The sequence below is a fragment of the Natronorubrum sp. A-ect3 genome (assembly GCF_041821125.1).
GTDB classification, from domain to species: Archaea; Halobacteriota; Halobacteria; order Halobacteriales; family Natrialbaceae; genus Natronorubrum; species Natronorubrum bangense.
In genome coordinates, this window is sequence record NZ_JBGUBB010000001.1 from 249,949 (window position 1) to 272,093 (window position 22,145).

At 63.2% G+C, this 22,145-nt stretch carries 24 protein-coding genes and 1 pseudogene; 15 read left to right on the forward strand and 10 right to left on the reverse strand.

What is annotated here, in order from left to right:
• Positions 1–30 precede the first annotated feature (30 nt).
• From queC to ACERJA_RS01255, 4 genes are all read right to left on the reverse strand, one after another.
• Positions 31–759: a 7-cyano-7-deazaguanine synthase QueC gene (gene queC / locus ACERJA_RS01240; RefSeq protein ID WP_373606523.1), complete on the reverse strand. Its 729-nt coding sequence runs from the start codon at positions 757–759 to the stop codon at positions 31–33.
• 18 nt (positions 760–777) lie between these two features.
• Positions 778–1,557, reverse strand: a complete 780-nt coding sequence (locus ACERJA_RS01245) for a 7-carboxy-7-deazaguanine synthase QueE (protein ID WP_373606524.1) — start codon at positions 1,555–1,557, stop codon at positions 778–780.
• A gap of 1 nt (position 1,558) precedes the next feature.
• On the reverse strand, positions 1,559–2,047 hold the full coding sequence (locus ACERJA_RS01250) for a 6-pyruvoyl tetrahydropterin synthase family protein (RefSeq protein ID WP_373606525.1): 489 nt from the start codon (positions 2,045–2,047) through the stop codon (positions 1,559–1,561).
• A gap of 110 nt (positions 2,048–2,157) precedes the next feature.
• Positions 2,158–2,511, reverse strand: a complete 354-nt coding sequence (locus tag ACERJA_RS01255; RefSeq protein WP_373606526.1) for a helix-turn-helix domain-containing protein — start codon at positions 2,509–2,511, stop codon at positions 2,158–2,160.
• 265 nt (positions 2,512–2,776) lie between these two features.
• Here ACERJA_RS01255 and ACERJA_RS01260 point away from each other — a divergent pair, with 265 nt between their 5' ends.
• On the forward strand, positions 2,777–3,463 hold the full coding sequence (locus tag ACERJA_RS01260) for a competence/damage-inducible protein A (protein WP_373606527.1): 687 nt from the start codon (positions 2,777–2,779) through the stop codon (positions 3,461–3,463).
• A gap of 21 nt (positions 3,464–3,484) precedes the next feature.
• Here the strand turns inward: ACERJA_RS01260 and ACERJA_RS01265 are convergent, their stop codons facing one another.
• Complete coding sequence (locus tag ACERJA_RS01265; RefSeq protein ID WP_006067851.1) at positions 3,485–3,610, reverse strand: hypothetical protein; 126 nt, start codon at positions 3,608–3,610, stop codon at positions 3,485–3,487.
• Positions 3,611–3,732: 122 nt separating this feature from the next.
• On the opposite strand from ACERJA_RS01265, the gene ACERJA_RS01270 reads away from it, so the two are divergent.
• The 4 genes from ACERJA_RS01270 (at position 3,733) to ACERJA_RS01285 (ending at position 8,033) form a co-directional block, all read left to right on the forward strand.
• The gene (locus ACERJA_RS01270) at positions 3,733–4,842 is read left to right on the forward strand and encodes an ATP-NAD kinase family protein (RefSeq protein ID WP_373606528.1); all 1,110 of its coding nucleotides are present in this window, start codon (positions 3,733–3,735) and stop codon (positions 4,840–4,842) included.
• 103 nt (positions 4,843–4,945) lie between these two features.
• Positions 4,946–5,977 carry a phosphate uptake regulator PhoU gene (locus ACERJA_RS01275; protein ID WP_006067853.1) on the forward strand — a complete coding sequence of 344 codons (1,032 nt, stop codon included), beginning with the start codon at positions 4,946–4,948 and terminating at the stop codon, positions 5,975–5,977.
• Positions 5,978–6,077: 100 nt separating this feature from the next.
• Positions 6,078–7,367, forward strand: coding sequence for an MFS transporter (locus ACERJA_RS01280; protein ID WP_373606529.1), 1,290 nt, complete (start codon positions 6,078–6,080; stop codon positions 7,365–7,367).
• Positions 7,368–7,529: 162 nt separating this feature from the next.
• Positions 7,530–8,033 carry a DUF5797 family protein gene (locus tag ACERJA_RS01285; protein ID WP_373606530.1) on the forward strand — a complete coding sequence of 168 codons (504 nt, stop codon included), beginning with the start codon at positions 7,530–7,532 and terminating at the stop codon, positions 8,031–8,033.
• An 18-nt stretch (positions 8,034–8,051) separates the two neighbouring features.
• On the opposite strand, the gene ACERJA_RS01290 is transcribed toward ACERJA_RS01285, so the two are convergent.
• Together ACERJA_RS01290 and ACERJA_RS01295 are read right to left on the reverse strand one after the other, a co-directional pair.
• A complete protein-coding gene (locus tag ACERJA_RS01290; protein WP_373606531.1) occupies positions 8,052–9,098 on the reverse strand; it encodes a DUF5787 family protein in 1,047 nt (348 codons plus the stop codon).
• 124 nt (positions 9,099–9,222) lie between these two features.
• Positions 9,223–9,660: a bis(5'-nucleosyl)-tetraphosphatase gene (locus tag ACERJA_RS01295; protein WP_373606532.1), complete on the reverse strand. Its 438-nt coding sequence runs from the start codon at positions 9,658–9,660 to the stop codon at positions 9,223–9,225.
• 188 nt (positions 9,661–9,848) lie between these two features.
• Between ACERJA_RS01295 and ACERJA_RS01300 the strand changes: the two genes are divergently transcribed.
• The 5 genes and pseudogenes from ACERJA_RS01300 (at position 9,849) to ACERJA_RS01320 (ending at position 13,877) form a co-directional block, all read left to right on the forward strand.
• A complete protein-coding gene (locus ACERJA_RS01300; protein ID WP_373606533.1) occupies positions 9,849–10,184 on the forward strand; it encodes a 30S ribosomal protein S10 in 336 nt (111 codons plus the stop codon).
• Positions 10,185–10,251: 67 nt separating this feature from the next.
• Entirely contained in the window at positions 10,252–10,722 is a 471-nt protein-coding gene (locus ACERJA_RS01305; protein ID WP_006067859.1) for a hypothetical protein, read from the forward strand.
• 70 nt (positions 10,723–10,792) lie between these two features.
• Positions 10,793–12,073, forward strand: coding sequence for an amidohydrolase (locus ACERJA_RS01310; protein ID WP_373606534.1), 1,281 nt, complete (start codon positions 10,793–10,795; stop codon positions 12,071–12,073).
• Between the two features lie 169 nt (positions 12,074–12,242).
• Positions 12,243–12,434 (forward strand): annotated as a pseudogene (locus ACERJA_RS01315) (heat-shock protein HtpX); the annotation flags it as partial.
• A gap of 132 nt (positions 12,435–12,566) precedes the next feature.
• Positions 12,567–13,877 carry a M48 family metallopeptidase gene (locus ACERJA_RS01320; protein WP_373607434.1) on the forward strand — a complete coding sequence of 437 codons (1,311 nt, stop codon included), beginning with the start codon at positions 12,567–12,569 and terminating at the stop codon, positions 13,875–13,877.
• Between the two features lie 307 nt (positions 13,878–14,184).
• Here ACERJA_RS01320 and ACERJA_RS01325 read toward each other — a convergent pair whose 3' ends face one another.
• The 3 genes from ACERJA_RS01325 to ACERJA_RS01335 all read right to left on the reverse strand — a co-directional run bounded on the left by ACERJA_RS01325 (position 14,185) and on the right by ACERJA_RS01335 (position 17,927).
• A complete protein-coding gene (locus ACERJA_RS01325; protein WP_373606535.1) occupies positions 14,185–15,120 on the reverse strand; it encodes a DUF4397 domain-containing protein in 936 nt (311 codons plus the stop codon).
• A gap of 178 nt (positions 15,121–15,298) precedes the next feature.
• Positions 15,299–16,381: a hypothetical protein gene (locus ACERJA_RS01330; RefSeq protein WP_373606536.1), complete on the reverse strand. Its 1,083-nt coding sequence runs from the start codon at positions 16,379–16,381 to the stop codon at positions 15,299–15,301.
• Between the two features lie 142 nt (positions 16,382–16,523).
• On the reverse strand, positions 16,524–17,927 hold the full coding sequence (locus ACERJA_RS01335; RefSeq protein ID WP_373606537.1) for a geranylgeranyl reductase family protein: 1,404 nt from the start codon (positions 17,925–17,927) through the stop codon (positions 16,524–16,526).
• Between the two features lie 190 nt (positions 17,928–18,117).
• On the opposite strand from ACERJA_RS01335, the gene ACERJA_RS01340 reads away from it, so the two are divergent.
• The 5 genes from ACERJA_RS01340 (at position 18,118) to ACERJA_RS01360 (ending at position 22,143) form a co-directional block, all read left to right on the forward strand.
• Complete coding sequence (locus ACERJA_RS01340; protein WP_006067863.1) at positions 18,118–18,453, forward strand: 2Fe-2S iron-sulfur cluster-binding protein; 336 nt, start codon at positions 18,118–18,120, stop codon at positions 18,451–18,453.
• 301 nt (positions 18,454–18,754) lie between these two features.
• Positions 18,755–19,645, forward strand: a complete 891-nt coding sequence (locus ACERJA_RS01345; protein ID WP_373606538.1) for a ribonucleoside-diphosphate reductase — start codon at positions 18,755–18,757, stop codon at positions 19,643–19,645.
• A 1-nt stretch (position 19,646) separates the two neighbouring features.
• Positions 19,647–20,618 (forward strand): zinc-binding alcohol dehydrogenase family protein, encoded by a 972-nt coding sequence (locus ACERJA_RS01350; protein ID WP_373606539.1) that lies wholly within the window; start codon positions 19,647–19,649, stop codon positions 20,616–20,618.
• A gap of 64 nt (positions 20,619–20,682) precedes the next feature.
• On the forward strand, positions 20,683–20,928 hold the full coding sequence (locus ACERJA_RS01355; protein ID WP_373606540.1) for an acyl carrier protein: 246 nt from the start codon (positions 20,683–20,685) through the stop codon (positions 20,926–20,928).
• Positions 20,929–22,143, forward strand: a complete 1,215-nt coding sequence (locus ACERJA_RS01360) for a beta-ketoacyl synthase (RefSeq protein WP_373606541.1) — start codon at positions 20,929–20,931, stop codon at positions 22,141–22,143.
• The last annotated feature ends 2 nt before the right edge of the window (positions 22,144–22,145 follow it).

Below are 22,145 nucleotides of genomic sequence, written 5' to 3' on the forward strand. Positions count from 1 at the left end.
CGGCGATCACGATTGGTCCGAAACCGCAACTCACCCGTCGACGTACGATGGCCGCTCGGCGTAGGTGATCGGATCCCGAACGCCGATGTTCTGGAACGCCTGCAGCCGGAACGCACATGCATCGCAGGTTCCACAGGCGGGTTCGTTCTCGCGGTAACAGCTCCAGGTGTGTTCGTAAGGCACCTCGAGGTCGACCCCTCGCTCGGCGATGTCGGTTTTCGACCACTCGACGAACGGAGCCTCGATCGAGATCTCGGTCTCGGGTTTCGTGCCGACGTCGACGACCTGCTCGAAGGCCTCGAAGAACGCGGGCCGGCAGTCCGGATAGCCCGAGAAATCCTCGCTGTGGGCGCCGATAAAGACCGCCTCACAGTCGTTTGCTTCGGCATACGAGACGGCCATTGCGAGCAGGTTCGCGTTCCGGAAGGGGACGTAGGAGGTGGGGATCTCGTCGCTCTCTAAGTCGGCGTCTGCGACGTCGAGGTCGTCGTCGGTCAGACTCGAGGCCCCGATCGATGCGAGATGACCGGTTTCGATCTGCAGGAAGTCCGCCGCGTCGAGTTCGTCGGCGAGTTGGCGAGCACACTCGAGTTCGCGATCCTCGGTTCGCTGGCCGTAGGACGTATGCAGGGCGTAGATATCATAACCCCGGTCGCGAGCCTCGGCGGCGGCAGTGGCGCTGTCCATGCCGCCCGAGAGGAGGACGACGGCGCGTTTGGATGTCGGTTCGTCGGCCGTGGACGGAGTGTCATCAGTCATTGGAATCAGTCTCAAATATCAGGTTTCGGGCGCGTCGTTCCAGAGATCGACATGCAGACGGGGCGTGTATCGGAAGCCGTGGTCCATCGCCAGCTGTGCAACCCGGGCTCGAGTGTCCTCGAGTCGGTCTCGTGTCGCCCCTTCTGGCATCAACAGGACGTCGTTGTCCCGGATCGGCACGGCAGCGACCTCGCGAAGGTCCTCGAGCAGGGCGAGGATCTCGGGCATATCGCTCTCGTCGGTGACGACGAACTTGAGCTGGAACGCACTGTCCTCGATCAGACGGGCCAGTGCCTCGAGGTCGATCCGGTCGCGCTCGTGGCGGGCCGCCCACTCTCCCTCGCCTTTGGGGTCGCGTTCGGGGGTCGGCGTGCTGCTCTCGAGTTTCGGGCTGATCGAAGCGAGGTCGATCGGCGCGTCGCGGTAGATCGTTCCGTTGGTTTCGACGGTGGTGTGATAGCCGCGTTCGTCGAGCGCCTCGAGGAGGTCGACACTCGCTTCATGAAGCAGGGGCTCGCCGCCGGTGAGGACGACGTGGTCCGCGTTGTCGTAGGATTCGACCTCGGCGAGGATCTCGTCGATATCCTGCCAGGCGTGGGTGGGTTCCCAGGAGGTGTGATAGGAATCACAGAACCAACAGCGGAGGTTACAGCCGCTTGTCCGGACGAACACCGAGGGGACACCGGCGAGTGTCCCCTCTCCTTGCAGCGAGTAGAACAGTTCGTTGATCGGGAGGCTGTCCGCTGGCGCGTCCTCGGCAGCGACCCCCTCCCGATCGACCGAGTCGGAAACCGGCATCTTAGAACCGACCGCCACCACAGAGTTCGCTCGTCTCGTTGACCTGTACGGCGACGTGGGAAACAGTGTCAGGCAGCGCTGCCTCGAGTTTCCGTTCTAGCAACACGCTCATCACTTCGGCCGTCGGTGGCTCCTCGAGGACGATGACTGCGTCGTCGTCACCCGCGGCTTCGAACGCATCGATCAGGGGGTCGCCATCCTCAAGCAAGAACATATGATCCCACTCATCGATTACCGCAGTAATATCTCCTTTATCAGCAACCCAGCCTTCCTCGGTCAGTTCGCCAGTAACTCGGACAGAGACCTCGTAGTTGTGACCGTGTGGCCGCGAGCACTTGCCGTCGTGATGGAGGAGCCGATGGCCAGTGCTGATTCTGATTGGGCGATCGCGGCCAACGTAGAGGACGCGTTCGGTTCCGGTGACCACATCACCACTGCCATCGGCGGCGATCGTCGTCTGACGATCATCGCAGCCTACTCGTTCAGTCATACCACAGTATTCTCCTGAGATTACTTAAACGTGACCGACTGGCGCGAGTCGCAAGCGCCGCGGCCGACACAGACAAACGAACGGCTGTCGCAGCCGACGAGAAGCCCACTTCAGTCCTCGAGTTGGTCCTGAATCCTGTTTTTCGCCTCGGTTCGGCGTTTGCGCGAAAACTGCGGGTGGTCATCCGAGAAGTCGACCTCGATTTCGTCGAGTGTCCGCCGGTAGATGTTCGTTCGTCGTCCCTCTTCGGAGAGCTGTCGCCCTTCACAGGTCAACAGTCCAGCATCGACGAGGTCCTGAATTCGGCGATAACAGGTGGCAATCGGGATCTCGATATCGTCGCTCAACGCTTGCGCCGATTTCGGCGTGCCCGCCGCACAAAGAATTTCTGCACTGTACTTACTCCCAAGTGCCGAGAGAATCGTCGACTTCGACTCGGTCTGTTCCGTCCGACTCTGAGACATCGTTCGTCCTATACTGAATTATCAGAATTGAATCTTGTGGTAAATCGAATTACATGGGAGTAACAATGAATAAATATCTCCGTCGTATACGGGGTGAATCGCACTCGTGTCAACTGTTTACTACGTTACTAAAGTGTCGTAATATCAGTTGTTATGGGTGAATATGGCCGTGGATTCGATGACGAATCCCAGTCTCGAGAACTGGCTGACAGTCTCATGCATCCGGTCTCGATACTCGTTTCAATCCGCGCGACGAACGGCAGCTATGAACGTCGCAATCGTCACCGTCGGGGACGAACTACTCGCTGGACGGACGACAAATACCAACGCGACATGGCTTTCCGAACAGTTGACTGAACGGGGTGTCTCCGTCGAGCGCGTAACCACGGTGCCGGACCGAATCGGCGACATCGCTCGCGTCGTCAACGAGTATCGTGCCGAGTACGATGCCGTGATCGTCACCGGCGGACTCGGTCCGACACACGACGACGTCACGATGGAGGGTGCCGCCGCCGCACTGGGGTGCTCACTCGAGACACACGATGGGGCGCTTGCCTGGCTCGAGGAAGATGGCTACTCGCGGGCCGACCTGACGGCTGGCACAGCCGACTTGCCGGTCGGTGCACGCCCACTCCACAACGAAACCGGCGTCGCACCCGGTGCAGTCATCGAGAGCGTGTACGTTCTCCCCGGCGTTCCCGCAGAGATGCGGACGATGTTCGACTCGGTCGCCGACGAGTTTTCAGGCACACAGACCTACCGAGAAGTCGTCGTTGCCGATGAGCCAGAAAGTGCGCTTCTCGACCGTATCACGGCGGTTCGAGAGCGGTTCGAGGTCTCTGTCGGGAGCTATCCAGGCGACTCTGTTCGACTCTCACTCGAGGGGACGGACGAAGAAACTGTTTTGACGGCTGCGGCGTGGCTTCGAGACCACGTCGACCGAACCGAGTAGCGGCCGCAGCCGAGCGGCCGACTATCGGTAGAGGTAGGCGAGCCAGACGACCGTCACGAGAAGGCCAAGGATCAGGGCACCCCAGCCAGTCAGTGCCATCGGTAGTTCCGGTTCTGCTTCGAGAACGGCGAAAGCGAGTGCGTTCATATGCTGCGATCAGTTCTCATCCCTCTTAATCTTTCAGAAAACTCGCGCGTCGGTTGTGTCGCGTGTGCCACTCTCGTCGAAAACACCACACGGCTTTTGGATCGGCTCTCCGTACGTCGGCTATGGAGTCTCTCGGTGTCGTCGTGAATCCGATCGCGGGGATGGGCGGTCGAGTCGGACTGAAGGGAACCGATGGCAAACTCGAGGAGGCACGCAGCTTGGGGGCCGAACCGCGCGCGCCAGGTCGGGCCCGCGAAGCACTCACGGCATTGCACCGACGAGCGCCCGAGCTGACGGTGTATACGGCAGCGGGTGTGCTGGGTGAGGACGCCGTTCGAGATGCTGGCTACGAGCCAGTCGTCGTCTACGACCCGGCAACGAGTGACGACACAGCAGTCACGGCCCATCCGGACGATCCCGCAGACGCCGAAACGACCGCCGCCGATACGCGCGCGGCCGTTCGCGCGTTTCTCGAGCACGACGTCGATCTGATCTGTTTCGTCGGCGGCGACGGCACTGCCGTCGACGTCGCGGAAGTCATCGAAAGCGACGGCACACCGATGCTCGGCGTCCCGGCCGGCGTCAAAATCTACTCGTCGGTTTTTGCCGTGACACCGGCCGATGCCGGCCGGATCATCGCTTCGTTCGACCGCGTCACGTCCCGTGAAGTCAACGACATCGACGAGGATGCGTATCGAGAAGGTGAGGTCCGAACAACGCTCAAAGCCGTCGTCCCGGTCCCCGTCGCGCCCGACATCCAGTCGGGCAAACAGGTCTCGAGTGGCAGCGTCGACGCACTGGCAGCAGGCGTCGCCCGTGAGATCGATCCGGACCGAACCTACGTCTTCGGTCCTGGGGGGACCGTTGGCGCGATCGAGGCCGAACTGGGGATCGACGCCTCACCGCTCGGTGTCGACGTCTGGCGTGACGGGGAGCTACTCGCCGCGGACGCATCCGAACGCGAGATTCTCGAGGTGCTCGAAGCGCCAGTGACGATCGTCGTCTCACCGATCGGCGGCCAGGGCTTCATCTTCGGGCGGGGGAACCACCAGATCTCACCCGACGTGATCAAGCAAGCCGACGAGATCGAGGTCGTCGCCTCGGGGGAGAAACTCGACGGGATCGACGCCTTGCGCGTCGACACCGACGACGCGGCGGTCGACGAGGAGCTACGGGGCTGGCGACAGGTCCGAACAGGGCGGTTTACGACCCGCCTCGTCAAGGTTGTATAAGGTGTAGGGTATCTTTATCGCTGGAATCAAGGATATAACGACTTCTCGCTCATGTAATGACTATATAGTCAGGATTAAGGCCGACTCCCGCCTAGGGTGGCACATGGAAACGCGGAAAGTGCAACGATTGGGTCCATCGACGCTTGCGATGACCCTCCCCGCAGAATGGGCGTCCGAACACGGTGTCGAGAAGGGAGACGAAGTCTCCCTGCGGACCAGCGGCAAGGGCACGCTGACTGTCATGCCCGAGTCGGCCAACACCGAAGAGACGGAAGCGATCATCCACGCCGACAATCTCGATGCCGACGCCGTCGAGCGAGCGATCGTCGCCCAGTACGTGCTGGGCCGGCGTGTCATCCGCATCGATACCGAAGACGGCGCCCTCGAGTCCGACCACATCAACGCGGTCTATCAGGCTGAAACGCAGCTGATGGGGCTGGGCGTCATCGAAGAGACTCCCGAGAGCATCTCGATTCGCTGTTCGGTCGATCCGGAGGACTTCACCCTCGACAATCTCTTAGAGCGCCTCGAGCGAACGGGACAGACGATGCGTGGAGAGGGGATCAAGGCGCTGGCACACGGCAACCCTGATCTGGCCCAGCGCGCCCTGAACCGCGAACGGCAGGCGAACAAGATCTTCGTGCTTCTGCTGCGCCTGATTTTTACGGCCTACCAGAACCCGAACCTCGCCCGCGCGGTCGGCCTGAACAGCGGCTTCCCGCTGATCGGCTACCGATCAATCGCGAAAAACCTCGAGCTGACGGCGGACAACGCCGAAGACATCGCCGAAATCGTCATCGAGACCGAGGGTCACAGTCTGAACGTCGACAGCTCAGTGATGCGTGACATCCGCGAGCTGAACGAGCAGGTCGACGAGATCACCTCGCTTGCAGTTGAGGCAGCCGTCGAGCGCGACTACGACAAGTCGAATCGGGTTCGAGCGCTCTTCCACGAGGTTTCCGACCGCGAGAAAGAGATCCTCGACGAGCTACCGGAGATGTCCAACGAGGATCTCCTCCGAGTCCGTGAAGTGCTCGTCAGTCTCCAGCAGACGGCCCAGTATGCGATGCGAAACGCCGAAATCGCGGCGAACCTCGCGTTGAACGAGGAGTCAGAACACACGACGATCAACTGATCGACTCCTCGTCGTTTTGCGCCTGCAGTGTCGCTGTTCGATCAGCCGATCACCCACCGAGTCGAAACAGTAATCCGATCCGGCGACACACATCTGTCCGATGCGGTCTCTCCTTCGGCGGGTTCTTGCACAGTTCGCCGTCGATCGGCGAGTGCTCGCACTGGCGTTTGCTCGGATGGCTGACGGCATCGGGAACTCGTTTCTGATCATCGTCATCCCGCTGTACGTGGCCAGCGCCACCGTCGACGGGCGGACGTTCGGCCTCGAGGAGGCGATGATTATCGGCATCATCCTCTCGCTGTTTGGCTTTCTCAACAGTAGTTTTCAGCCGTTTACTGGCCGTCTTTCCGACCGCGTTGGCAAGCGAAAACCGTTCATTCTGATCGGGCTTGGTGGCCTCGCGATGACGAACGTCGCATACATTTTCGCGGAGACGTATCTTTCTCTCGTCGTCATTCGTGGGCTGCAGGGGGTCAGCGTGGCGTTTATCATCCCAGCATCGATCGCGCTGGTTAACGAACTCGCAACGGCACAGGACCGCGGCGGAAACATGGGTGTCTACAACACGTTTCGGCTGGTCGGCTTCGGTGCCGGCCCGATCGTCGCTGGCGCGGTCGTCAATCTCGGCCCGTACACGCTGCCCGCTGGCCCGACGATCAGCGGCTTCGACGCCGCGTTTTCGATTGCTGCGATCACCGCGGTGGCCAGCTATCTGCTGGTCACCGTCCTGATCTCAGATCCCGATGCGACGAGAGCGAACGCCAGTGCCGACCTCTCGATCTCGATCCGAGACCAGTCGGGGTCACACCTGCTCGATCCGATCTTCACGCTCGGCGTCGCCTCGCTGTTTATGGCGACGTCGATCGCACTGTTCGCGACGATCCAGCCACAGGTCAACGCCCGTCTCGATCAGGGCTCGACCTGGTTTGGGCTCCAGTTTGCGGCCTTTATTCTGGCACAGGTTCTCTTACAGACGCCGATCGGCCGAGCCTGTGATCGGTACGGCCGCCGCCCGTTCATCCTCGGTGGAATGCTCTTGTTGCTCCCGACAACGCTCGTCCAGGGGTTCGTCACGACCTCGGAGCTGATGTTCGTCGCTCGCTTGCTTCAGGGCATTGCAGGTGCGATGGTGTTTGCGCCGGGGCTTGCCCTCGCTGGCGATCTCGCGGGTGAGGGCGAGTCCGGTTCGAAGCTCGCCGTGCTCACGATGGCGTTTGGCTTCGGGATCGCCATCGGCCCACTTTCGTCGGGCGCGCTGGTCGGCTACGGCTTTGCGATGCCGTTCGTTTTCGCCACGGCACTCGCCGCCATCGGCACACTCCTCGTCTATACGCAGATCGAGGAGACACTCGAGACGACACAGCCGCTCCCAGTTCTCAGCAACGACTGACCCACAGCTGTTCTCGAGTGGCTGCCAGGCCAGACCAGCGTGGCACACCGGAACTGACTGCCAGCAGTCCGTCTCAGGGCCGCAGTTGTGAGGATCCGGCAGCGTTGGCCGAGAAACGATGGGACGCAACGCAAAAGTAGCGGATCCGCATACGATTCGACGATGACGCTCTCGGAGGAGGCCACGGAACGCTTGGCAGACGTCGTGGAGCTACAACCGACGAAAAACGCGGAGTTACAGGACCGGTGGGGGATGGACAGCGGCAGCGAAGTCCATCAGTATCTCGAGAACGAACTCGGTGATCACTACTTCCGCGATGACAACAGCCTGATTCGGGCGACGAGCGAGGCGGCAGACCTCGTCGACGTCGAACCCGGTATCGAGAGCGATCCAGACGACGAGGGACCGCCATCCAGGATCCGCGTCCCGGAGCTGCAGTCACAGATCGTCGCGGTGCTGGCCGGGCCCGACGAGAAGTCCGAGAGCGTCGTGTCGGTCCTGCACAACCTCCGCGAGGAGTTCGACGTCGACCCCGAGGCCGAGGACGTCCGCTCGGGACTGCAGAGTCTCCGCCGCAAGGACGTCGTCGAGGTCGAGTACCGAACCGTTCCGACGTTCCGGCTGGCCGTCGAACGCGAGGATCTCGAGGTCGGCGTCTCCGAGTGAAAAACGGCGCGAGCGCAGTTACAGCCCCGGTCGCCGTCGTCGACGTCGATCCTCGAGCAGTTGTCGACAGCGCTTCCCAGGGCCGCCTTCGATCGGCCAGCCTCGCGTTCGCCAGCCCGGCGGCTCCGGCTCGAACTCGGGACAGTTTCCAGAACACTCAGCAGCCGTCTGACACCGTCCTTTCGCCGAACAGTGTGGGCGGAGTTGTGTGCCGTCTCGAGCGCGCAACTGGAAGCCCCGACAGTCAGGACGCATGGTATCGACGAACGAGCGCCAGCCACGTTCGTAGGCCCGCTCGGCGATCGCGAGTCGTGTTTCGGCTTTCGTCTCGGGATCGACGTACTCGAAACGAGCCGCCGAGCCGTCCCGCTCGCCACCATCGGGTCGCTCGAGGATGCGCGTGCCGGGTTCGGCGACGGGAAGCGTCCGAGGATACCACTCGACTGTCGCGGTCAGGGCCGCGGGCTCGAGCGCGAGGATGCCGGCTTCGATCGGCAGCCCCTCGAACAGCGCGGGTTCGACGGCGTTGCCCGTCGCCCGCGTCGCGACCCAGACCTCGTCGGCCAGCGAGACGGCGACGTCGTACTCGAGTTGCGAGCCGAGCACGCGGGCCGCGCTGGCGTCTAAGTCGGGTTTGTTCTCGATCGCAATGATTCGGTCGACCCAGTCGGGATAGGGCCATTTCCGACGGATCTGGATGCGATTACCCGACTTTCGGGTCTCGAGGATATCCCGATCGTCGGCTCGATGAATCGCCTCGCGGACGTAGCGCCACGGGTAGCCGGGATCGGGGAGACAGTCGCGATAGTACGTCCACTCCGTGGGCGCGTTGCGAACGAGATGCAAAAGGTCGCTGTCGAGGCGCTCTGGGCCGAACGCTGCCCGCTCGCGAAGCGCCGCTGGGTCACACTCGAGAACGATGGTGTCCCAGCGGCGGCGTTTCGTTCCGAGCTGGCGGGCGACGATCACGTGATTGCCACTGGTTGTCTCGGTCGGCGGCCAGGCGCGTTCGGCCCAGCGACAGCTTCGGAGTTCGAACTCGAACTCGGACGTATGCCGGTCCACACTGGCTATTCGAGCCACGTGCGCAAAAGCGCTGTCTGATCGGCGTGGACAGGTGGCTCACGGCGATGGATCTCGAGCGGGTTGCCACTGTGATGTCGGTGGGCTCCTCGAGATTGCCGTGACCTTACTCTTCGTCCGCCTCCTCTCGGTCGTCGAGGAACTCGTGGGCCTGTTCTAAGATTTCGCGTGGCCCGTCCTGTGTGACGGTGTTGACTGCCTGCTCGTAGTCGCGCCACTGGAGGTCCCGATGTTCGTTTGATAGCTCCGCACTGGCCTCGAACGATTTCGCAATAAAGAGGTGAACGGTCTTGTGGATCGTCGTGCCGTTTGCCTCGAAGACGTAGTTGTAGTCCTCACGAAAGCCGTCGAGAAGCCGGAACTGCTCGATACCTGCCTCTTCCTTTACTTCGCGGATCGCCGTCTGCTGTAGCTCTTCATCTCCTTCGACACCGCCCTTGGGAAACTCCCAATCGCCTGGGCGGCTCTTGAGTAGAAGATACTCGCGCCGGCCCCGCGTATCGCGGAAGAGGATCGCGCCTGCGCTCGTAGCTTCGACTGCCATTATCTGGAATAATAGGTGCGACGTTAAGAGAATATCGGACTGTTCGTCCAACGGATATCCCGATCAGTGGAACGATGTCTACGAGTTTTCGGCCGACGTGTCTGAATTTGTCCACCGCTCTGTGAATGAACTGGGCGTATCTCAGCAAGTTTTTACGCACCGGCCGTTGACAAATGGACAGCACAACTATGACCTTCGTTACCCGCCTCACGCTCCAGAGCGGCGATCGAGCCGCTCTGGATGGGATCGTCGAAGACATTAAATCTACCGCCGAGCGCAAGGGGGCTGCCCTGAAAGGGCCCCACTCCCATCCGCCCGAGAAGTTCTCCGTGCCCCAGCAGTGTCGACTCCACGCCGACGACGATCGGCAGTTCTCTTCGTGGCAGTATACGGTGTTCACCCGCGAACTCGAGATTCACGGCCACGACAATCTCGCGCGCAATATTGCCGAGCAGAACTTCCCGGATTCGGTCCACATCGAGGCGGAAGTCGAACACGTTCGTGGCGTCGGCCGCGGCAACTAACGCCTGAGACGCGACCCCTCTCACGTTGGCTTGTTGCTTTTATTCGCTCGAGCCAAACAATTTGGCAATGTATACGGGCAAGACCGAGAAGCCCTGCTGTCTCTGTGAAACCGGTGATATCGACCACCGAATCGATCTGCCGCCGCGAGTGATTCAACAGCTCAAACACGGCGAAGCCATCGCCTGGCAGGACGTCGTCGGTGAGGTGTCGCTGTACTTTTGTGACCGAGACTGGGAGACAGTCTGTGATCTCGTCCTCGAGACCGGAATGACGCCGTTACCTCGGTGTAACGCCGCCCGTGCCTCCTTTGATCTCCGAGAGGACTTCGAGGCGTTCACCAACCGAACGAAAGATGTGCCTGACCACCAGCCAATCGAGGAGCGATTCTGGACCGACAGCCAACAGATTCTCGCAGGCGACACCGAGTACCCGCCATCCGACCGAGAACTCGTCCAGGCCCGGGTCGTCACGTGGGCGCTCGAAGACCTCGAGGCCCCCATCGCGCGAGGGGAACCCGGGACCGCACAGCAAGAGTAAGCGGAGACGCGCGGCTGCCGGACACTGATTTTCAGTGGCAACTATAGGTTCTGTCGTCTAACGAGTGGGTATGGCACTCACCGAATCGGACCGCATCTCGCTGCGCCGGGACCTCCACCGTCGGCCCGAACCCGCCTGGTGTGAGTTTTATACCACTGCACGACTCGCCGAGGAACTCGAGTCACAACTCGACCTCGACGCGCTCCACGTCGGCCCCGACGCCATCGCGGGCGACCACCGGATGGCCGTCCCCGACGAGGCCGAACTGGCCCGCTGGTACGACCGCGCCCGCGAGGCCGGTGTCGACGAGGCGGTTCTCGAGTCGCTCGAAGGCGGCTACACGGGCCTCGTCGCTGTCCTCGAGCGCGGCGAGGGACCAACCGTCGGGCTCCGTGTCGACATCGACGGGCTGCCGGTCGAAGAATCCGACGACGCAGCCCACGAACCCGCTGCGGAGGGGTTCCAATCCGAATACGAAGGGGCGATGCACGCCTGTGGCCACGACGCCCATGCGACGATCGGCGTCGGTGTTCTCGAGCGAATCGCCGAGAGTGAGTTTTCTGGCACGCTGAAAGTCTTTTTCCAGCCCGCCGAAGAGGTCGTCGGCGGTGGGAAGTCGATGGCCAAAAGCGACCACATTCAGGACGTCGACCACCTGCTGGCGCTGCACGTCGGCCTCGACCATCCGACCGGCGAGATCGTCGCCGGCATCGACGGCTTTCTCGCGGTCCGCCATCTCGAGGCAGAGTTCACCGGCGAGTCGTCCCACGCTGGCGGCCATCCCGAGCAGGGGCGAAACGCCGTCCAGGCGATGGCGACGGCCGTCCAGAACCTGTACGGCATTCCGCGCCACAACGACGGCAAAACACGAGTCAACGCGGGCGTCGTCGAGGGCGGCACTGCTGCTAACGTCATTCCGGAAGAGGCGCGTATCCTCGCCGAAGTTCGCGGCGAGACGACTGAGCTGATGGAGTACATGCACAGCAAGGCACGCCACGTGGTCCGCAGCGCCGCCGAGATGCACGAGTGTACGGTCGAGTTTTCCATCGGCGCAGAGGCCCCGAGCGCGACGAGCGATCAGGAACTCGTCGACATCGTCGCCGACGTCGCGGCGCAAACCGACGGCGTCGAACGGGTGCTCGAGCGCGACGAACTCGGCGGCAGCGAGGACGCGACGTTCCTGATGCAAGCGGTCCAGGAAAACGGCGGCACCGCCTGTTACGTCGGAGTTGGCACGGACCACCCCGGCGGCCACCATACGCCGACGTTCGACGTCGACGAGGCGAGTGTAGCCCATGGTATCGACGTGATCGCCGGCGCGATTGAGCGGATCGGTCTCGACCAACGCTGAGGCGGCGGGTTCCACTCCAGAGCGAACCTCGGTCGTTTATTTGATCTTCGAGACGAATCATTCGATCCATACGCGTCCCACACAGTCTCCCTCCATCCCGTCCAGTCCGCGCCCGCTCGAGGTGGTCCCGCTGTGATGTCGGTTCGCACCCGCGCCAGCCTCCTCGTCCGAAGTCATCGCCGACCGCGGCGCTGTCGCAATCACCGGCGATCCAGCGGCGCTTGCAAGTGCACTCGAGACGCTGGATCGAGACGTGACCCGACGACCCGAACGCGACCTGCGTGGCTACGGGTCGACGGCGGCGTTCTCGATTGTCCCGCCGCCGTGGGACGAACACCGATTTTTCGATCGGACGCGACGGATCGAGGAGTTGCGGGCTCGCGTCTTCTCAGTCGACCTCGAGTATTCTCCAAGAACGGATCGCACCGCTCGAAGGTCGGATCGAAGACGAGATCCCAACGCATTTGTCGACAATTCAGAAAGTTGCTGTCGAATGGCGATCGAACGCTCCGTTCGGTCGCCGGTGGTTCCCATGCAACGGCTTCGAACGACGATCGGCCTCTGGAGTCGGCTAGCCCTCGCAACTGTCGTTGCTACGCTCGCGTTCGGCGTGTTGCTGGTCCTCGAGTTCGCAATGGCGACGCTGATGGCGTGGGTGATGATGGTTCTGCTCCCGCTGCTCGCCGTCTCACTGGCTGGATTCGCCATCGCCGGAGCACTGTTCATCGGCGGCTGGATCGTCTTGGCGCTCGCCTACCGACGGCTGCGCCCGTCGCCGCTGATCGCGGGTCGAATCGCCCACGACGGCATGGCCGACACCGTAGAGCGAGTCGTCTATCGGCTCACCCACCCCGACGACTTTCTGCGAGCGTTCGTCAGAGTGGGAGGGAGGCTGCTCGGGATCCTCTTTCTCGTCGTTCTCACACTCGGAGCTGGGGCTGCCGCGATCGAGGCGAGCCCCCGCCTCACGGTCGAACGGGTGGCCGTCGTCGCCGGAATCGCGACCGTGATCGCGACCACGATCGCCGTCGTCTACACCGAAATCCGCGACGGGGCGACCGTGGAGCGAACGCTCGCTGACCGCGCCCGGGTACTTGAGGACGAACATAGCGCCGAATCGGTGTCGAACGACGAGAACACCGCCGAGGACATCCAGCGACGCGTCGATCGGTTCGCAGCGCAGGCGAGCGTCCCGTCCCCGACCGTTCGCCTCGGGCAAGCACGCACTCCGATCGCCGCCTCGGTCGGCTACCGGCCCGCGACGTCGTCGATCGTGGTCTCTCGTGGGCTCGTCGAACGACTCTCCGAACGCGAACTCGAGGCCGTGTTGGCCCACGAACTCGCCCACGTCGTAAACCGCGATGCAGCCGTGCTGACGGCGCTTTCGCTGCCCGTTGCCAAGGCCGAACCGCTTCTCGAGGACGTCCCGGAGCCGGCGTCCCACTACGTCGGGCAGATCGGAGTGTTCGTCTTGGTCGCCGCGGTCCCGATCGCCGTCGTCACTCGACTCGCCGTCGCACTCGTCTCCAGATATCGCGAACACGTCGCCGATCAGGCCGCCGTCGCGATCACCGGCGATCCGGCCGCCCTGGCGAGCGCCCTCGAGACGCTCGACGACGACCTCGAGCGTCATCCCGCGACCGACCTTCGCAGCCACCGGTCGACGGCAGCGTTCTCGATCGTCCCGCCGCCGTGGGAGTCCCACCGTTTTTTCGACCGCACGCGCTACGTCATCGTCCGGCGCCTGTTTGGTACCCACCCGTCGACCGAGAACCGGATCGAACGCCTCCGAGCGTCCGTCTGAGAACCACGACCGATGTCTCATTCACTCCACACCCACACTCGAGTCGGCCTTTGGAGCCGGGTGGCGCGGCTGCGTCGCGGAGACGCAGGCTGCCGTCAAATGACTCCGCGAGCGGATCGAGCGAGCCCAGGGCGGCCACGTTGACACGGTCGCCGTCGTGTTGCAAGAACTTTCCCGCTGGTGGCTCAGGATCGTTACCTGCTACCGGGAGCCGGCGTAGCGGCGAAGACGTCGCTCGATGGCTGGGACAAGAAAAAACGAACCGATCGGCTTGTTCGGCACCGAACGACTCGGTGGTCGGTGTCGGTCAGTAGCTGTCGTCGTGGTCGCCGTCGTCGTCGTGGGCGTCGTCATCGTCGTGGCCATCGTCATCGTCGTTGTCGTAGCCGTCATCATCGTCGTGACCGTCGTCATCGTCGTAGCCATCGTCGTCATCGTCGTAGCCGTCGTCATCGTCGTGATGTTCAGCATCGACCACGACCTCGAGGTCGAACGCTTCGTCTGCCGGCGCAGCCTCGGGCTCTAAGTAACCGACAGCAAAGGCCGAGTAGACGGTGCCGGCCATCGGTTCAACGTCGAAGGTTGCGACGACGTCGCCGTCGTTGTCCTCGGTCGCGGGTCGGACCTCGAGAGTGTACATGTCAGGCGGGACCTCAACGGCTGCAGCGTCGCCGAAGGCAGCGTCCTCGAACAGTACTGTCTCGCCGTCGCCGGCCGTGACGTCGACGGCGGGCGCATCTGGCGAGGCGTGGACGAGTCTGATGCGGGCGTCCTCACCCGGGTCGCTCAGGTCATCCTCGAGTACTGCGGGTGCAAACGGCTGGTTTTCTTCCGCGAGTTCACCGAGTGCGGCGATCGTGTAGTCGCCGTCACCGACCTCGACGTCGTCATCGAAGACGACAGTATCGGGGTCGCCGGCGGCCGTGATCATGACCCCGTACGTCTCGGGGGCGAGCTCGAGATAGTCGCTGACCGCACGGTAGGGAACGTCCTCGAGGACGGCGTCGCCGTCGACATAGACGTCGACGTTTGGCGCATCAGGCGAGAGGTGGGCGACACGGACTCCTGCGTCATGGTCGTCCATCGCTCCGTTCTCGGCGTCGTCATCGTGGTCGTCAGCCATCCCATCGTCGTCCATTCCATCGTCGCCGTTGTCATCACCGCCCAGACAGCCCGCGAGGCCGATTACCCCAGTGGCTCCGATCAATGACAGTGCGCGTCGGCGTGTGTGTTGTTGTACCATCGAGACAGTGTACCCTACCAACAGGAATAACCAGAGTCCCTAACAGAGTAGGTTTTTGGCCAGTTAGTATTTATATCATGTCGCTGTTAACGTCTGTGCGCCGAGCTGTTGTATCGATGGTGACACGACAGTTCGCTCGAAAATTCCGGTTAAGAGCAGGTGTTGTGTGGAGACATTCTCACCATTTCTCAGGCCACGTGCCAAGGGCCTCATACTGAATGCGAACCTCTCGGACGTTGTCGGTGTGGGCATCGAACTCCCAGTCGGTGACTGGCTGTCCGTCTTCCTCGACGATCCGGTGGACGGTCCCATCATACGAACAGCTGTACAGTTCGCTGTTGTCACGGCGTACGGCAACTTGGTGGACCAACCCATCCCACCAGTAGTCGTCCGTCGGTACGGGATCGTCTGGAGTGGTGTGGTGGTAGACCCACTGTCGTTTTGGCGTTCCGTCTTCGTCGCGAATGTAGTGGACCTCGCCGGCGTTCGTCGCGATATAGATGTCGCCGTCGGGCGTTCTTGAGGCGCCGAAGATGATGTTTTCGCTGTCGTAGGTCCACTCGACGCTCGGGGTCGCTTTCGGCCCGGTATCGATCAGTTTGTACAGCACGTGATCTTCACAGCCGATGTACAGTTCGTCGTCGGGCCCCCACAGTAGTTCCCGGATGATCTCGCCTGTCTTCGGCGTCCAACACCAGTGTCGATGTGGCTCTCCCTCTCGCTCACTGATGAGATGGACCTCGTTGTTTTTCAGTCCGACCGCGACCTCCCCGGTTCGCCTCGGTGCACTCACAATCATGCCGTCGTCGCCCGACCAGGTGTACTCCCAGGCTCGCCGTGGCTCGTTATCGACCTCGACGATCTTGTGAAAGCCGTGTTCGTTCCACGAGCCGAGGTAGTAGTCGTTGTGCTTGTCGACAGAAATCCCCCGAATCGAACTGCTGAGGCCGTCATAGCGCCAGCGCAGTTGCGGCCGGCTCGCTCCGTGGCTCCACTTCTCGAGGCCGTCACCCCGGTTGCAGATCAACACGTCGTGATTTCGGTCGAGTTGGATATCCGTCGTCTGGTCGGATCGCGACTCGTTCCAAACTGTTTGATAGGGGTCACTCGACTCGCCCAACGCAAACACCTCCGCGTCGTACGAGCAGGTGTAGATCTGTTCGTCGACGGGCGCTTCGGGGAGCGGTGCAGTAGCGAAACACCCCAGAACGGAACCGACGGCACACGCCTTGCTGATCCGAAGGAACTGCCGTCGGTGCATATTCGCGAGTTTTGCTCCCCGAAATATAAGCTTGCTGAATAATCAGATGAAAAAGAGTATCCGGTTACAGTGACCAACGCTGGCGGTGACTCCCACACCGATATCCGACAGTATGAGAACCCGAGGAACGGCGAAAACGAGGTCAGTACTTGGGATCGGCGCCAGTCGTCTCGTACACCTGTTCCATCAGCTCGTCACGACGCTCCTGCCAGTGCTCGAGTGCAGCGGGGTGGTGGGGGTAGGCCTCGTAGAGTTCGAGTAGGTCGTCGGCCCGGCGTTTGGTCTGGAAGAAGTTCCAGATCGTGCCCCAATGGCCACGGCTGTTGTACAGGCTTTCTGCGGCGAGTTTCGGGCCGATGCTCGTACTCCCCGAGTACAGCGCCTCCGCGAGTTTCTCGCCGGGCATCGCGGCGAGCAGCCCCATCAGGTCGTCGACGTCGATGGCCGTCGAGAGGATGTTGTAGACGTCTAAGGCGGCGTAGCGAGCGCCGAAATGGTCCATGACGCGCTCGTTGTACTCCCAGAGGGTTTTTTCGCCGACGTCACCGGTCTCGAGACCCTTAATCGCGGCTTCGGCGGCGTACTTGCCGGCGTAGGCAGCGCCGGCGATGCCACCGCCGGTCGTCGGATTGACGTGGCCGGCAGCGTCGCCGACGGCCATGTAGCCGGGGTGTACCGCGGAGTCGTACGGCCGTCGGGTCGGGAGGGCCGCGCCGAGTTTGTCCTCGACGTCCGCGCCAGCGAACTCCGGCCGGTTCTCGAGGTCACGTTTGAGGTCGTCGACGAGTTTCATCGGCTCTTCGGTCATCTGGAAGCCCAGTCCGGCGTTGATTTCGGTGTCGGTGCGAGGGAAATACCAGAGATAGCCCGCCGCGCGTTCGGTTGGCTTGAAAACGAGGGCGTCGTCCCACTCGACGGGTTCGTCGACGTGGACGATTTCGCGGTAGGCCGAACAGAAGTGGGAGTAGTTGACGTTCGTATCGAACGTCGACTCAGAGAAGTCAATGTGATCTTGGAGGACCGAGAGCGAGCCGGCGGCGTCGATGACGACCGCTGCCTCGTAGGTTCGGGGCTCACCCTTCCGGATCGCTTCGACACCCGTCACGCGGCCGTCGTCAGCCTGCGTGACGTTGTTGACGACCGTATCGTAGTGAAAGTCGACACCGACGGCTTCGGCTCCCTCGATGATGCGACGGCCGTACTCCCAGCGATCGATAACGGCCAGTTCGCCGGGAATCGGAATCTCGAGGACGGTATCCTCCTGTGGGATCTCGAACCGGCCGTGGTCGACGCCCGTGTTCGTAAACGCGGGCTCGAGTTTCGATTTGGGGATCGCCTCGGGGAAGGAATCAGCGCCTTTCAGTGCGTCGCCACAGGCGATGTGGCCTGCTTCGTCCTCGGTTTTGCGCTCGAGGATGACGACGTCGTAGTCTGCTCGTGCGATAGTCGCGGCGGCATAACAGCCCGCCGTTCCGGCACCGACGACGACCACGTCCGGCGACTGGGTCTGCGTCGTGGCGGCGGCCGACTGCTCCTGCGTACTCATATCAACAGTGTGCACACCGCGGTAAGAAAACGTTTTATGGTCGGTTCGTCGGATTGTCGGTCGCTATTTCACGATCCGGGGTGGGTCGACGCGTCGTCGACCGGACGGCGACGCCGTCGGTCGGCTCCGAAACGCTCGTCTCGCTACGGTGAAATAAAGAGTTTTAGTGAGGTCGGCCGTACCGAGCGGTATGACCGAGTACACGATCGAGTTCGTCGGGACGGGGGAGACCATTACCTGTTCGGACAAAGAGACGATTCTGAGTCGCTGTCTCGAGGCGGGGATCGCCCAGGAGTACTCCTGCCGTGTTGGGATGTGTCTGGCCTGTTCAGCCGAGATCCTTGAGGGAGAGGTCACCCAGCCCGCAGCGCGCGGTCTGACAGACGAAGAGGCCGAACGCTATGCGCTGACCTGTATGGCACGGCCCCAGTCGGATCTGAAACTCGATCGTGGCACGTACCCACCGAGTATCGAGGGTGACCTCGAGGCCGGCGAGTCGAGCGACGCGGCGCCCGCAGACGACTAACTGCCATCCGTCCCGGAACCAGCCCGGCGACACTCGCTTTTTTCGATGAGATACGCGGCAACGTGGCAAAGCCGTGACGGGTACGGCTTCAGCGTGAGGGTGGCCCGCCCGGTCATCCGTGAGACCGCCGTGTTTCGGTCCGGCCAGACCAGCAACCGACTTCGGAACGGACTGCAGTCGGTCGTTACTGGGCCAAGAACGCGGCCGTCGCTGACTGACGTTTCGACGGTCGGTTTCGGAGCCGGACATTGCACTACTAGAAACGTCTATACGTTGTACGCCAGTAACCCACCGACCACGTATGCAACTCGGCGAAGCCGAAGCGGACGAACGCCCCGACTCGAGGGCGGCGCGGTACTTCCAACACGCGACGAGCGGTCACTGGGATCCATATGCGATCGACATCGAACAGGACCGCGAGACGCTGGTCGACCTCGGCCGACGCCCGTTCACCCAGTTTCGCGCGACGGTCGCAATGTTCGGGGCCGGCGAGGAGGCCGTCGTCGACGATCTGCTCCCGCTTGCGACGGTGCTCGAGGCCGACGACGACCAGCGGTTCGTCGCCAGCCACCTCTACGAAGAGGCCAGACACGCGGCCTTCTTCGATCGCTACTGGACGGACGTAATCAATCCCGTCGAGGAGATCCGCGGCCTCGAGCCGACCGACCCCACCGCCGATCGCTGGTTTCCAGACGCCTACGTGGAGATTTTCGATCGGACGGAGACCGCGATGGGGAGACTCCTCGAGGCCGACACGCCCGAAAACCGCGCGGTGGCGTACGCACACTATCACCTGACGATCGAAGGCGTGTTCGCCCAGGTCGGGTTCCGTGCCATTCGGGAGACGTTCGGCCCCGAAACCGACGGGCCGACGGTACACGGACTCACCGAGGGGTTCGAGCACATCCGGCGTGACGAGGGTCGACACGTCGGCTTCGGCCTCGCGAAACTCGAGGCGCTGCTTGCCTCAGGCGCGGTCGATCGAGAGCGGATCGAAGACGTCGTCTCGACGCTGGCCCCACTGATCGACGACATCGCTGGGAGGATGGGATGGAAACGACTGCCGGGGCCGTCGGGAGAGGAACTCGTGACTGACGCGGCCGAGCAACGAGCGAAGCGACTGGAGCAACTGGCGACGGAGACAGCACGGGAGCCCGAAAGCGATTCCGCGGAGCGAAACGGGGGACGATAGGATGGACGCTATCGAGATCACCGAGTACGGAGACAGCGACGTGCTCACGGTCACGGAACGGGAGCCACCCGCGGCCGGCGACGACGAGGTCCGAATCGACGTCGGCGCTGCCGGTGTGAACTTCGCCGACATCGAACAGCGCCGTGGAACCTATCCCGATGGTCCGTCCCCGCCGTTCGTCCCCGGCCTCGAGGTCGCTGGAACGGTCGCGGCGTCCCCGGACGAGGCAGCCATCGACGTCGGCGACCGTGTTGCGGCGGTCACCTCGAGTGGCGGATACGCCGAAGTGGCCACCGCGCCGGTCGAGCGAACGGTTCCGGTTCCGGACTCGCTGTCGCTCCGCGAGGCGGTTGCGATCCCGGTCCAGGGACTGACCGCGCACAACGCCCTCCACGAGTGGGGCGGGCTGGAGACCGATGAGCGCGTGCTGATCCACGCCGCCGCGGGCGGAGTCGGCTCGCTCGCCGTCCAGTTGGCCACCGTCGCGGACGCGGAGGTCTTCGCTACTGCGAGCACCGACGCGAAACGCGAACTCGCCGTCGAACTCGGCGCCGATCACGCGATCGACTACACCGAAACCGACGTCGCGGCGGTGATCGCCGAACGGACCGACGGCGACGGTGTCGACCTCGTCCTCGACGGCGTCGGCGGCGACGCCTTCGCCACGAGCCTCGAGACGCTTGCCCCCGCCGGACGGATCGTTTCCTTTGGCATGGCCAGTGGCTCGGTACCGACCGTGGCGACGCCGCGGCTGTTCTTCGAGAACCAGTCAGTCATCGGCTATCACCTCGAGCACGCCCTCGAACACGTCCCCGACCGCGTCCACACGGCGCTACCAGAACTGACCGAGCACCTCGCTGCTGGTCGGATCGAGATTGTCGTCGACGAGACGGTCCCCCTGTCGGCGGCAGCGCGGGCTCACGACGCGCTGGCAGACCGCGAGACCGTCGGGAAGGTCGTGCTCGAGCCGTGACCTCGGCAGGATCGCGACTCGTAAACGGATCGTTTTTTCACGGTTGACGAGAAAGCAAGCGGACATGTCCAACGCGACCGATATAGCGAACCGACTCGAGGAGATCATCGCCGACAGACTTCGCGTCGACCGGGACGCGTTCGACGAGACGACCGAGTTCGAGGACGAACCGCTCGACGCAGAGTCGCTCGACATGGTCGAACTCGCTGAAGCGATCGAGGCGGAGGTCGGCGTCCACATCCCCGATGACGACCTCGCGGAGATCGAGACGGTCGGCGACCTCCGAACGTACGTCACGGCACGCGTCTGAATGGGACGAGACGTCGTCGTAACCGGCGTGGGGTTGGTGACGCCGCTGGGCGAAACCGCCGACGAAACCTGGAGGGAACTCCGCTCTGGAGTCACTACTGCAGGTCCGATCACGCGATTCGATCCCGACGGGGCGGGGATCCGATCGCGGATCGCGTGTAAAATCGGGGACGACCCAGTGGCGACGGGAGACGAGTGGATCGACGAGCGAACGATGGGCCGCTACGCCGAACTCGCCGTCGCCGCGGCCGCGGAGGCAATCGAAGACGCCGGCTTCGATCCCGACGACCCCAACTGGCGGCCCGAGCGAGCCGCGACCAGTATCGCGTCGGCCTTCGCCGGCCTGCCGGAGCTCGAGTCGGCAGCCGGCAGCCGTCCGTCGCCGCGGTTTCTCATCACCGCGCTCGCGAATCTGGCGGCCGGTCACGTCAGCATGTCGTTCGATCTGCAAGGCCCGAACCGCTCGCCCGCGACGGCCTGTGCGGCTGGCACGCACGCGATCGCTGACGCGGTCACGGACATCCGAACCGGCCGTGCCGACGTCGCGGTCGCCGGCGGAACCGACGCACCGATCTCCCCGCTCGGCGTCGGGAGCTTCGACGCGATGCGGGCGCTTAGCACCCGCAACGACGAGCCCGAGCGGGCGAGCCGCCCGTTCGACGCCGACCGGGACGGGTTCGTCCTCGCCGAGGGCAGTGGGATTCTCCTCCTCGAGGCCAGAGATCACGCCGCCGAACGCGGGGCGAGGCCGTACGCCGCGGTCACGGGAACCGGGCTGACCGGCGACGCACACCATCCGACACGGCCGGCCGAGGGCGGTCGGGGTCTCCGGCGATGTCTCGAGCGCGCGCTCACCGACGCCGGGTGCGAGCCGGCCGCCGTTGATCACGTCAACGCCCACGGGACGAGCACACCGACGGGTGACGCTCGCGAGGCCGACGCGCTCCGGACGCTCTTCGATACGGTGCCACCGGTCACGAGCACCAAGGGGTCACTCGGCCACACTCTCGGCGGTGCCGGAGCGATAGAGAGTGCGATCCTCGCGCGTTCGATCGCCGAGGGAACGATTCCGCCGACGGCGAACTACGAGACGCCGGATCCGGCGTGTGACGTCCCGATCGTGGCCGAGTCCCGCGAGACGACCCTCGAGGTCGCTGTGACCACATCGGCGGGTTTTGGCGGGACCAACGGCGCGCTCGTCTTCGAACGCGTGTGACA

Coding starts and splice junctions, on each gene's coding strand:
- ACERJA_RS01320 (WP_373607434.1), top strand. CDS start 12,567: ATGGCGATCGAACGCTCCGTTCGGTCGCCGGTGGTTCCCATGCAACGG.
- ACERJA_RS01305 (WP_006067859.1), top strand. CDS start 10,252: ATGTATACGGGCAAGACCGAGAAGCCCTGCTGTCTCTGTGAAACCGGT.
- ACERJA_RS01350 (WP_373606539.1), top strand. CDS start 19,647: ATGGACGCTATCGAGATCACCGAGTACGGAGACAGCGACGTGCTCACG.
- ACERJA_RS01340 (WP_006067863.1), top strand. CDS start 18,118: ATGACCGAGTACACGATCGAGTTCGTCGGGACGGGGGAGACCATTACC.
- ACERJA_RS01360 (WP_373606541.1), top strand. CDS start 20,929: ATGGGACGAGACGTCGTCGTAACCGGCGTGGGGTTGGTGACGCCGCTG.
- ACERJA_RS01250 (WP_373606525.1), bottom strand. CDS start 2,047: ATGACTGAACGAGTAGGCTGCGATGATCGTCAGACGACGATCGCCGCC.
- ACERJA_RS01270 (WP_373606528.1), top strand. CDS start 3,733: ATGGAGTCTCTCGGTGTCGTCGTGAATCCGATCGCGGGGATGGGCGGT.
- ACERJA_RS01245 (WP_373606524.1), bottom strand. CDS start 1,557: ATGCCGGTTTCCGACTCGGTCGATCGGGAGGGGGTCGCTGCCGAGGAC.
- ACERJA_RS01265 (WP_006067851.1), bottom strand. CDS start 3,610: ATGAACGCACTCGCTTTCGCCGTTCTCGAAGCAGAACCGGAACTACCG.
- ACERJA_RS01260 (WP_373606527.1), top strand. CDS start 2,777: ATGAACGTCGCAATCGTCACCGTCGGGGACGAACTACTCGCTGGACGG.
- ACERJA_RS01280 (WP_373606529.1), top strand. CDS start 6,078: ATGCGGTCTCTCCTTCGGCGGGTTCTTGCACAGTTCGCCGTCGATCGG.
- queC (WP_373606523.1), bottom strand. CDS start 759: ATGACTGATGACACTCCGTCCACGGCCGACGAACCGACATCCAAACGC.
- ACERJA_RS01330 (WP_373606536.1), bottom strand. CDS start 16,381: ATGCACCGACGGCAGTTCCTTCGGATCAGCAAGGCGTGTGCCGTCGGT.
- ACERJA_RS01285 (WP_373606530.1), top strand. CDS start 7,530: ATGACGCTCTCGGAGGAGGCCACGGAACGCTTGGCAGACGTCGTGGAG.
- ACERJA_RS01255 (WP_373606526.1), bottom strand. CDS start 2,511: ATGTCTCAGAGTCGGACGGAACAGACCGAGTCGAAGTCGACGATTCTC.
- ACERJA_RS01335 (WP_373606537.1), bottom strand. CDS start 17,927: ATGAGTACGCAGGAGCAGTCGGCCGCCGCCACGACGCAGACCCAGTCG.
- ACERJA_RS01275 (WP_006067853.1), top strand. CDS start 4,946: ATGGAAACGCGGAAAGTGCAACGATTGGGTCCATCGACGCTTGCGATG.
- ACERJA_RS01325 (WP_373606535.1), bottom strand. CDS start 15,120: ATGGTACAACAACACACACGCCGACGCGCACTGTCATTGATCGGAGCC.
- ACERJA_RS01310 (WP_373606534.1), top strand. CDS start 10,793: ATGGCACTCACCGAATCGGACCGCATCTCGCTGCGCCGGGACCTCCAC.
- ACERJA_RS01300 (WP_373606533.1), top strand. CDS start 9,849: ATGACCTTCGTTACCCGCCTCACGCTCCAGAGCGGCGATCGAGCCGCT.
- ACERJA_RS01355 (WP_373606540.1), top strand. CDS start 20,683: ATGTCCAACGCGACCGATATAGCGAACCGACTCGAGGAGATCATCGCC.
- ACERJA_RS01345 (WP_373606538.1), top strand. CDS start 18,755: ATGCAACTCGGCGAAGCCGAAGCGGACGAACGCCCCGACTCGAGGGCG.
- ACERJA_RS01295 (WP_373606532.1), bottom strand. CDS start 9,660: ATGGCAGTCGAAGCTACGAGCGCAGGCGCGATCCTCTTCCGCGATACG.